Here is a 7,973-nt window from a genome sequence, read left to right on the forward strand (position 1 = left end):
CCGGCGGCCGGTCACTTCAGGCCCGCGGCATCCATGCCGCGCAGTTCCTTCTTCAGGTCGTGGATCTCGTCGCGGATCCGGGCGGCCAGCTCGAACTGCAGGTCCCGTGCGGCCGTCATCATCTGCTCGGTCAGGTCCTTGATCAGGTCGGCGAGTTCGGCGCGCGGCATGTTGGAGGTGTCACGTCCCTCCACGATGCCCGCGCTGACCGCCCGGCCCGGCTCGCCCTGTGCGCGGCGGCCCCTCGACGCGTTGCGGCCGGACCCGCCGACTTCGACGGTCTCGCTGTCGTCGGCCTCGCGGTACACCTGGTCGAGGATGTCGGCGATCTTCTTGCGCAGCGGCTGCGGATCGATGCCGTGCTCGGTGTTGTAGGCGATCTGCTTGGCCCGGCGCCGTTCGGTCTCGTCGATGGCCTGCTTCATCGAGTCGGTCATGGTGTCGGCGTACATGTGCACCTCGCCGGACACGTTGCGCGCCGCGCGGCCGATCGTCTGGATCAGGCTGCGGGGTGAACGCAGGAAGCCTTCCTTGTCGGCGTCGAGGATCGCGACGAGCGACACCTCGGGCAGGTCAAGGCCCTCGCGCAGCAGGTTGATGCCCACCAGCACGTCGTACTCGCCGAGCCGCAACTGCCGCAGCAGCTCGACCCGCCGCAGCGTGTCGACCTCGGAGTGCAGGTAGCGGACACGGATGCCCAGTTCGAGGAGGTAGTCGGTGAGGTCCTCGGACATCTTCTTGGTCAGCGTGGTGACCAGCACGCGTTCGTCACGCTCAGTGCGCTTGCGGATCTCACCGATGAGGTCGTCGATCTGGCCCTTCGTCGGTTTGACGATCACCTGTGGGTCGACCAGCCCGGTCGGCCGGATGACCTGCTCGACGAACTCACCGCCGGCCTGGCTGAGCTCGTACGGACCCGGTGTGGCCGACAGATACACCGTCTGGCCGATGCGGTCGGCGAACTCCTCCCACGTCAGGGGGCGGTTGTCGACGGCCGACGGCAGGCGGAAGCCGAAGTCGACGAGATTGCGCTTGCGGGACATGTCGCCCTCGTACATGCCGCCGATCTGCGGCACCGTCACGTGGGACTCGTCGATGACGAGCAGGAAGTCCTCGGGGAAGTAGTCGATCAGCGTGGCGGGTGCGGTGCCCGGCCCACGACCGTCGATGTGCCGCGAGTAGTTCTCGATGCCCGAGCAGAACCCGACCTGCTTCATCATCTCGAGGTCGTAATTCGTGCGCATCCGCAGCCGCTGCGCCTCGAGCAGCTTGCCCTGCCCCTCCAGTTCGGCGAGCCGTTCCTCGAGCTCCTTCTCGATGCTGGAGATGGCCTGCGCCATCCGCTCGGGCCCCGCCACGTAGTGGGTGGCGGGGAAGATGCGCAGCGAGTCGACCTTGCGGACCACGTCGCCGGTCAGCGGATGCAGGTAGTACAGCGCCTCGATCTCGTCGCCGAAGAACTCGATGCGGACCGCCAGCTCCTCATAGGAGGGGATGATCTCGACGGTGTCGCCGCGCACCCGGAACGAGCCGCGGGTGAAGGACATGTCGTTGCGGGTGTACTGCACGTCGACGAGCAGGCGCAGCAGCGCGTCGCGCTGCACCTCGTGGCCGACCTGCAACTCCACCGACCGGTCCATGTAGGACTGCGGGGTGCCCAGGCCGTAGATGCAGGACACCGACGCGACCACGACGACGTCCCGCCGGGACAGCAGGCTCGACGTGGCCGAGTGCCGCAGCCGCTCGACGTCGTCGTTGATCGAGCTGTCCTTCTCGATGTAGGTGTCGGTCTGCGCGATGTACGCCTCGGGCTGGTAGTAGTCGTAGTACGACACGAAGTACTCGACCGAGTTGTGCGGCAACATCTCCCGCAACTCGTTGGCCAGCTGCGCGGCCAGTGTCTTGTTCGGCGCCATCACCAGCGTGGGACGTTGGAGCCGCTCGATGAGCCAGGCGGTGGTGGCCGACTTGCCGGTGCCGGTGGCGCCCAGCAGGACGATGTCGCGCTCCCCCGCCCTGACCCGGCGCTCGAGTTCCTCGATCGCCGCCGGCTGATCGCCCGCGGGGTCGTAGGGGCTGACCACCTCGAACCGGTCACCGGTGCGCACCATCGCCTCGACAGGGCGGTACTCGGAGTGCGCGAGTACGGGGTGTTCGGTAGCGAAAGCCATGTTCACCAGGGTAAGCGCGAGGTACGACAAGTTCATTCCCCGCGGCGGTCCGAACGACTTATCCTGACGCCATCCACCCGCCGAAGACCGAGACATTCGACCTGCGCGCCCGCACGAACACCGACCCCAAGGGCATCGTGCGGGCGGTCGACGTCTACACGGTGAAGCCGTGGGGGCTGTACGTCGCGCGCCCGACGCCCGGCCGCGCGCAGTTCCACTACCTCGAGTCCTGGCTGTTGCCCGCCCTGAACCTGCGTGCCACCGTGTTCCACTTCAATCCCGGCCACGAGCGCGACCAGGATCACTATCTCGACGTCGGCCGATACACCGCCGGGCCCGACGTCTGGCGGTCCGAGGACCACTATCTGGACCTGGCGGTGCGCACCGGCCGTGGGGTCGACGTGCACGACGTCGACGAACTGCTGGCCGCGGTCTGCGACGGCCTGCTCACACCGGAAGTTGCTGAGCGCGCGGTGCGGACGATGATCGACACCGTCGAAGGGCTGACCCGGCACGGCTATGACCTGCACAGCTGGCTGGCGGACAACGGCGTGGCCGTGACGTGGCGCGGGTAGTAAGGTCGGCTCATGAGTTTCGTCAAGCGCGGATGGGTGGTGGCTGCCGCGACGGCCACGCTGTTCGCGGGCGCGCAGCTGACTCCGGCTCTCGCGCCGGCCGATCCCGAGGGACAACCGCAGGTGGAGACGCCGCCCACGGGTCCCGAGGTGCTGCACAACATCATCTACCGGGCCCGTGTCGACGGGGTGTCCCGCGGGGCGACGATCACCTACGCCGCCGAGGGTGACCAGACCCAGACGGCGAATCCGACGATGGTCCCCGGTCGGATCGTCGACATCAACACCGTGCTGCCCGCTTCCGGCGTCGCCACGATGAAGGTGCAGGTCAAGTGGCCGTACTCGGCGAACCTGCACTGCGAGATCCTGGTCGACGACCAGTTGGTGGCCCAGGCCGACGACTTCGTCGCCCCACGACTGATCCCCAACCGCGACGACCCGGACTTCGGTTCGCTGTCCTGCCAGGCCCCGGTGACCGCTGAGGCACTGCCCGCGCCGGTCGACCCGGCTGCCGCGCCGCCCGCGGACGCGCCGGCACCGCCGGCCTGACCCGCAGGATCCATTTCGCCCGGATGTCCTCCGACGCGTGTCGGTGGGTCCTCCTATACTCGAACACATGTTCGAAGCGTTGGCGATGGTGCCTCCCGGTGCCGATGAGGCGGGGTTGCGGGCCCGCCTCGAGGAGTTGGAGGCGGCGAAGTCCGCGGCCGCTGCCGGCCAAGCCCGGGTCACCGCCGAACTGGACCGGATGCGTCGCGCCGCCGAGGCCGCCGCCGGAGTGCCCGCCGCCAAGCGGGGCCGCGGGCTGGCCGCTGAGATCGCCCTGGCCCGCCGCGACTCCCCCAACCGCGGTGGCCGTCATCTCGGGTGCGCTCGGGCGCTGGTGCACGAGATGCCGCACACGTTGCGGGCGTTGGAGTGCGGTGCGCTCTCGGAGTGGCGGGCCACCCTCATCGTGCGGGAATCGGCGTGCCTGAGCATCACCGACCGCGCCACCCTCGATGCCGAACTGTGCGGCAACCTCAAGAATCTCGACGGGTTGGGCGACAAGCGGATCACCGCCGCGGCCAAGACGATCGCCTACCGCCTCGACCCGCAAGCCGTGGTCGACCGGGCCGCCAAAGCGGTCACCGAACGCACGGTGACCATCCGCCCCGCGCACGACACCATGACTTATGTGACCGCGCTGCTGCCCGTCGCCCAGGGAGTCGGTGTGTATGCGGCGTTGAAGCGCGCCGCCGACACCACCTTCGATGGCCGCTCGCGCGGACAGGTCATGGCCGACACCCTCGTCGAACGCACCACCGGCACCCCCGCTGACGTGGCGGCGCCGGTCGCGGTCAACCTGGTGATCTCCGACCAGACCCTGCTGGGCGGTGACGACACACCGGCCCACCTACAGGGTTACGGACCCATCCCGGCCGCGGTGGGTCGTGGACTGGTCCACGACGCTGTGCGCGACAAGCGGTCCAAAGCCACGCTGCGCCGGCTCTACCGGCACCCGCGGAGCAATGCGTTGATGGCGATGGAGTCCCGGTCACGCCGCTTCCCGAAAGCCCTGGCCACGTTCATCGACCTGCGCGACCAGACCTGCCGCACCCCCTACTGCGACGCCCCGATCCGCCACCACGACCACGCCCACCCCCACCACAAGGGCGGACCCACCAGCGCGGTCAACGGCCTCGGCGAATGCGCCTGTTGCAACTACACCAAAGAAGCCGACGGCTGGCAGGTCGTGACCACCGAACGCGACCGCATCCTTTCCGCGGCGTTCACCACCCCCACCGGCGCGACCTACCACTCCACCGCACCACCCCCACCGGGAACCGTCGAGATCTACGACAGCCACGTCGAACTCCACATTGCAATCGAGATCGCCAAAGCCGCCTGACAGGGCGCTATCTCATCGGGTGCTCGCGTGGCGGTAGCCGGTCAGCATCGGTGCCGCGCACAGCGCCGCCGTGCCGACCGACCACACCAGCACGCCCAACGCCGGCGCGGCGACCGGACCGCCGAGGGCGAGGCCCTTCATCGCATCGATCGCACAACTCATCGGCTGGTACTGCACCACGGGCTGCAGCCACGCCGGGTACTGCGTGAGCGGGACGAACCCGGTCGCGAAGAACACCAGCAGTGCGATGCCGAGTCCGGTCGCCTCGGCGACCACGACATTGCTCAGCCGCACGGCGACGGTGACGACCAGCACCGAGAAGCCCAGTCCGAACACCACCGGTATGCACACGTACAGCGGCAGCACCCAAACACCCTGCGTGAAGCGGAAACCCAGCGCGACCCCGGCGACGAGCACCACCGCCACGCTCAACAGGATGCGTGCGGCCTCGGCGGCGAACCGGGCCACCAGGGCCGACGACCGGCTGATCGGCAGCACCCACATCCGCGCGAGCAGACCCTCGTCGCGTTCCCGCATCAGCGCGATACCGGCGGCCGAGGATCCGAAGACCGCGCCGACGAGAGCCGTCATCGGCACGGTGCCGTAGAGCGCGTCGTGGCCGGAGACGGCGGTCACCGGCCGTCCGAACACGAGGTCGACTGCCAGCAGGAACATCACCGGCAACAGCAAGGCCTCGATGACGGTGCGCGGGTCGTGTCGCCACGCGATCAGCAGCCGGTGCCACTGCACCCATGTCTCGACGGCGATCCGCCTCATCGACGGTTCCTCGCCGTCAGCCTCCGGTGCCACACCACGGCGGCCACCGAGAGAACGACCACCCAGCCGCAGGCGGCCGCCACCGCCGTAGCCACCCCGCCCGGTGCGGTGCCGGCGTTCCCGGCCAGTGCCCGTAGCGCCTCGACGAACACGGAAACGGGCTGGTGGCGAACGAACGGCTGGATCCAGCGGGGGAACTGCTCGGCGGGCTGGATGCCCACCGACAGGTATCCGAGTATCAGCTGCGGCACCAGCAGCAGGTGCGGTGTCGCCTCCGGCCTGCGAACGGCCACGCCGATCACGTCACCGACCAGTGACACACTCAATCCGATGGCGATCACCAGCAAGCAGAACGCCGCGGTGTGGAAGCCGTTGCCGTAGAAGCGGAACCCGATGGCGTAGCCGCAGAGGACTGCCACTGCGAGGGCGACCGCGCACCGATATCCGTTCGCGGTCATGCGGGCCGCCAGTGGGACGAACGGTGACACCGGCAGGCTGCGGAAGCGTCGCTCGACGCCCTGCACGGAATCGGTGGCTGAGCGGATGGCAGCCGACATCGCCGCGAAGAACACCGCCTGCACGGCGATGAGCGGCATCAGGTACTGCGCGTAACCGCCGTTCCCCGGCACGAACCCACTCATCACCTCCCGCAGCGGGATGTAGAAGCTGACTGTGAACACGGCGGACAGTGCGACCGCGATGGCCAATTCGCCGTTGCGGAAAGTGGGGGCGACGACGCGCACAGTGAGCACCCACCACTGCTGCACCCCCGACGGATCAGTTCGCGCCACAGCCGAATTCACGACAGCGCGTCGACGACCGGAGCCACCCCATCCCCGGTGAGGGACAGGAAGACATCGTCAAGTGAGGGCCGGCGCAGGACCACGTCGGCGACCTCGACACCGTGTGCCGCCAGCTCGGTGAGCACACGCAGCAGTGTGGTCGCCCCCTCCGGCGACGGCATGATCACCCGGTCCTGCTCCGCCGCGACCACCACGTCGCCACGATGCGAAGGCAGCAGGCGTTGCATCAACGCGGCCACCGTCGCCACGTCGGCCGGATCTCTCGGCACGACCTCGCAGAAACTCGCGCCGGTGCGCTCCTTGAGCGTCTGCGGGGTGCCTTCGGCGATCACCACTCCGCGGTCGATGAGGACGATGCGATCACACAGCGCGTCGGCCTCTCCCAGGTACTGGGTGGTGAGCAACGTCGTGATGCCTTCGCTCTTGAAGCGGCGCACCATGTTCCAGACTCCCTGCCTGCTGCGTGGGTCGAGCCCGGTCGTCGGTTCGTCAAGGAACACCACGTCGGGACGGACCACCAGTCCGCACGCGATGTCGATGCGGCGCCGCATCCCACCTGAGTAGGTCGACACCCGACGGTCGGCGGCCCCGGTCAACTCGAACTCGGCGAGCAGTTCGTCGGCGCGAATCCGTGCCGCGGCCTTGCGGAGTCCCTGCAGGCGCGCGAACATCACCAGGTTCTGCCGGCCGGTGAGCATGGTGTCCACCGCCACCTGCTGGCCGGTCAGCATGATCTTCTTGCGCACCTCGGCAGGCTGGATGGCGACGTCGAATCCCGCGACGAGGGCGCGGCCGGAGTCGGGTTCGGTGAGGGTGGACAGGATGTCCACCAGGGTGGACTTGCCAGCGCCGTTCGGGCCGAGCAGGCCCACCACCTCGCCCCGGTCGATGTGAAAGGTGATGTCCCGCAGTGCCATGACGTCACCGAACGACTTGCCCACTCCCTCGACCGCGACCGGTGGTTCGCCGGTCTCGGCGGAAGCGGTGGTCACAGACCGGCCGCGCGTTCGAGATCCTTCAGAGCCGTCTCGAAGAGGTCGAGGAATCGCTCGAGACCGGGCACCGTCGCGGTGTTGCCGACCACGGAGAACGTGACGTTCGCACCGTCACTGATGAGGCCGAAGTTCAGCGCCTGGCCGCTCAGCGTCGGAGCCAGGGCGTACGTGGCGAGAAGTCGCGCTCCCCCGCGGTACAGCGCTTCCCGCGGCGCAGGCACCTGGGAGATGGACACGTTGAACACCGGCGGGATGCGGCCACTTCCGACTGGGGCGCAGATCAGGCCTGCCAAGTGGATCGCAACCTGCTGCGGCAGCGACCTGATGAACCGCTTGTTGTAGTCCATCGACCGGTTGATGACCCGCAGTCGCTGCGCGGGATCCTCGAGGTGCGTGCCGAGATTGCACACCGCGCTGCCGAAGATGTTGCGTTCGTTGGCCTCCGTCCCGGTCCGCATGCTGACGGGCAGCATGCCGAGCATCGGGGTTTCCGGCAGCGCGTCGCATTCGATGAGGTACTCGCGGAGGGCACCGGAGATCATCGCGACCGACACGTCGTTCGGGCTGACGCCCACCGCCTTCGCCACGTCGGTGATCCGGGCCATCGGCCACGACCGCACGGCCACGCTGCGGTCGCCGCCGGCGGGCGCGTTGAACATCGTCCGTGGCGCGCGGAACACCGGGAACAGTTCGCGCTCCCGCAGCGCCGCCCGGATCGCCGACGCCGACCGCCGGGCCGCCCTGGCGGTGCCGGCGGCCCT

8 protein-coding genes are annotated in these 7,973 nt (G+C 68.7%); 3 read left to right on the forward strand and 5 right to left on the reverse strand.

Translation table 11 applies throughout. The features are described 5' to 3' along the window. Window positions 1-11 precede the first annotated feature (11 nt). A complete protein-coding gene (uvrB, locus tag H7I41_RS15255) occupies window positions 12-2,171 on the reverse strand; it encodes an excinuclease ABC subunit UvrB (protein ID WP_264013429.1) in 2,160 nt (719 codons plus the stop codon). A 71-nt stretch (window positions 2,172-2,242) separates the two neighbouring features. Between uvrB and H7I41_RS15260 the strand changes: the two genes are divergently transcribed. From H7I41_RS15260 to H7I41_RS15270, 3 genes are all read left to right on the forward strand, one after another. Beyond that, window positions 2,243-2,746 (forward strand): ribonuclease FAU-1 family protein, encoded by a 504-nt coding sequence (locus H7I41_RS15260; RefSeq protein WP_264013451.1) that lies wholly within the window; start codon window positions 2,243-2,245, stop codon window positions 2,744-2,746. A 12-nt stretch (window positions 2,747-2,758) separates the two neighbouring features. Beyond that, window positions 2,759-3,295, forward strand: a complete 537-nt coding sequence (locus tag H7I41_RS15265) for a hypothetical protein (RefSeq protein WP_264013430.1) — start codon at window positions 2,759-2,761, stop codon at window positions 3,293-3,295. Window positions 3,296-3,362: 67 nt separating this feature from the next. Further along, a complete protein-coding gene (locus tag H7I41_RS15270) occupies window positions 3,363-4,637 on the forward strand; it encodes a DUF222 domain-containing protein (RefSeq protein ID WP_264013431.1) in 1,275 nt (424 codons plus the stop codon). Window positions 4,638-4,649: 12 nt separating this feature from the next. Here H7I41_RS15270 and H7I41_RS15275 read toward each other — a convergent pair whose 3' ends face one another. The 4 genes from H7I41_RS15275 to H7I41_RS15290 all read right to left on the reverse strand — a co-directional run. Beyond that, window positions 4,650-5,414 carry an ABC transporter permease gene (locus H7I41_RS15275; RefSeq protein ID WP_264013432.1) on the reverse strand — a complete coding sequence of 255 codons (765 nt, stop codon included), beginning with the start codon at window positions 5,412-5,414 and terminating at the stop codon, window positions 4,650-4,652. Then, entirely contained in the window at window positions 5,411-6,205 is a 795-nt protein-coding gene (locus tag H7I41_RS15280; protein WP_264013433.1) for an ABC transporter permease, read from the reverse strand. The genes H7I41_RS15275 and H7I41_RS15280 overlap by 4 nt, the downstream gene beginning before the upstream one ends. A gap of 8 nt (window positions 6,206-6,213) precedes the next feature. Beyond that, window positions 6,214-7,134, reverse strand: coding sequence for an efflux ABC transporter ATPase subunit, DrrA-related (locus H7I41_RS15285; RefSeq protein ID WP_372503748.1), 921 nt, complete (start codon window positions 7,132-7,134; stop codon window positions 6,214-6,216). Window positions 7,135-7,205: 71 nt separating this feature from the next. Next, window positions 7,206-7,973 (reverse strand): WS/DGAT domain-containing protein (locus tag H7I41_RS15290; RefSeq protein ID WP_264013435.1); only part of this gene is annotated, 768 nt, incomplete at its 5' end.

Source organism: [Mycobacterium] manitobense (assembly GCF_025821665.1).
Lineage (GTDB): Bacteria > Actinomycetota > Actinomycetes > Mycobacteriales > Mycobacteriaceae > Mycobacterium > Mycobacterium arseniciresistens.

Excerpts from the sequence above, each read along its gene's own strand:
- uvrB (WP_264013429.1), bottom strand. The coding sequence starts at position 2,171 with ATGGCTTTCGCTACCGAACACCCCGTACTCGCGCACTCCGAGTACCGC.
- H7I41_RS15265 (WP_264013430.1), top strand. The coding sequence starts at position 2,759 with ATGAGTTTCGTCAAGCGCGGATGGGTGGTGGCTGCCGCGACGGCCACG.
- H7I41_RS15270 (WP_264013431.1), top strand. The coding sequence starts at position 3,363 with ATGTTCGAAGCGTTGGCGATGGTGCCTCCCGGTGCCGATGAGGCGGGG.
- H7I41_RS15275 (WP_264013432.1), bottom strand. The coding sequence starts at position 5,414 with ATGAGGCGGATCGCCGTCGAGACATGGGTGCAGTGGCACCGGCTGCTG.
- H7I41_RS15285 (WP_372503748.1), bottom strand. The coding sequence starts at position 7,134 with ATGGCACTGCGGGACATCACCTTTCACATCGACCGGGGCGAGGTGGTG.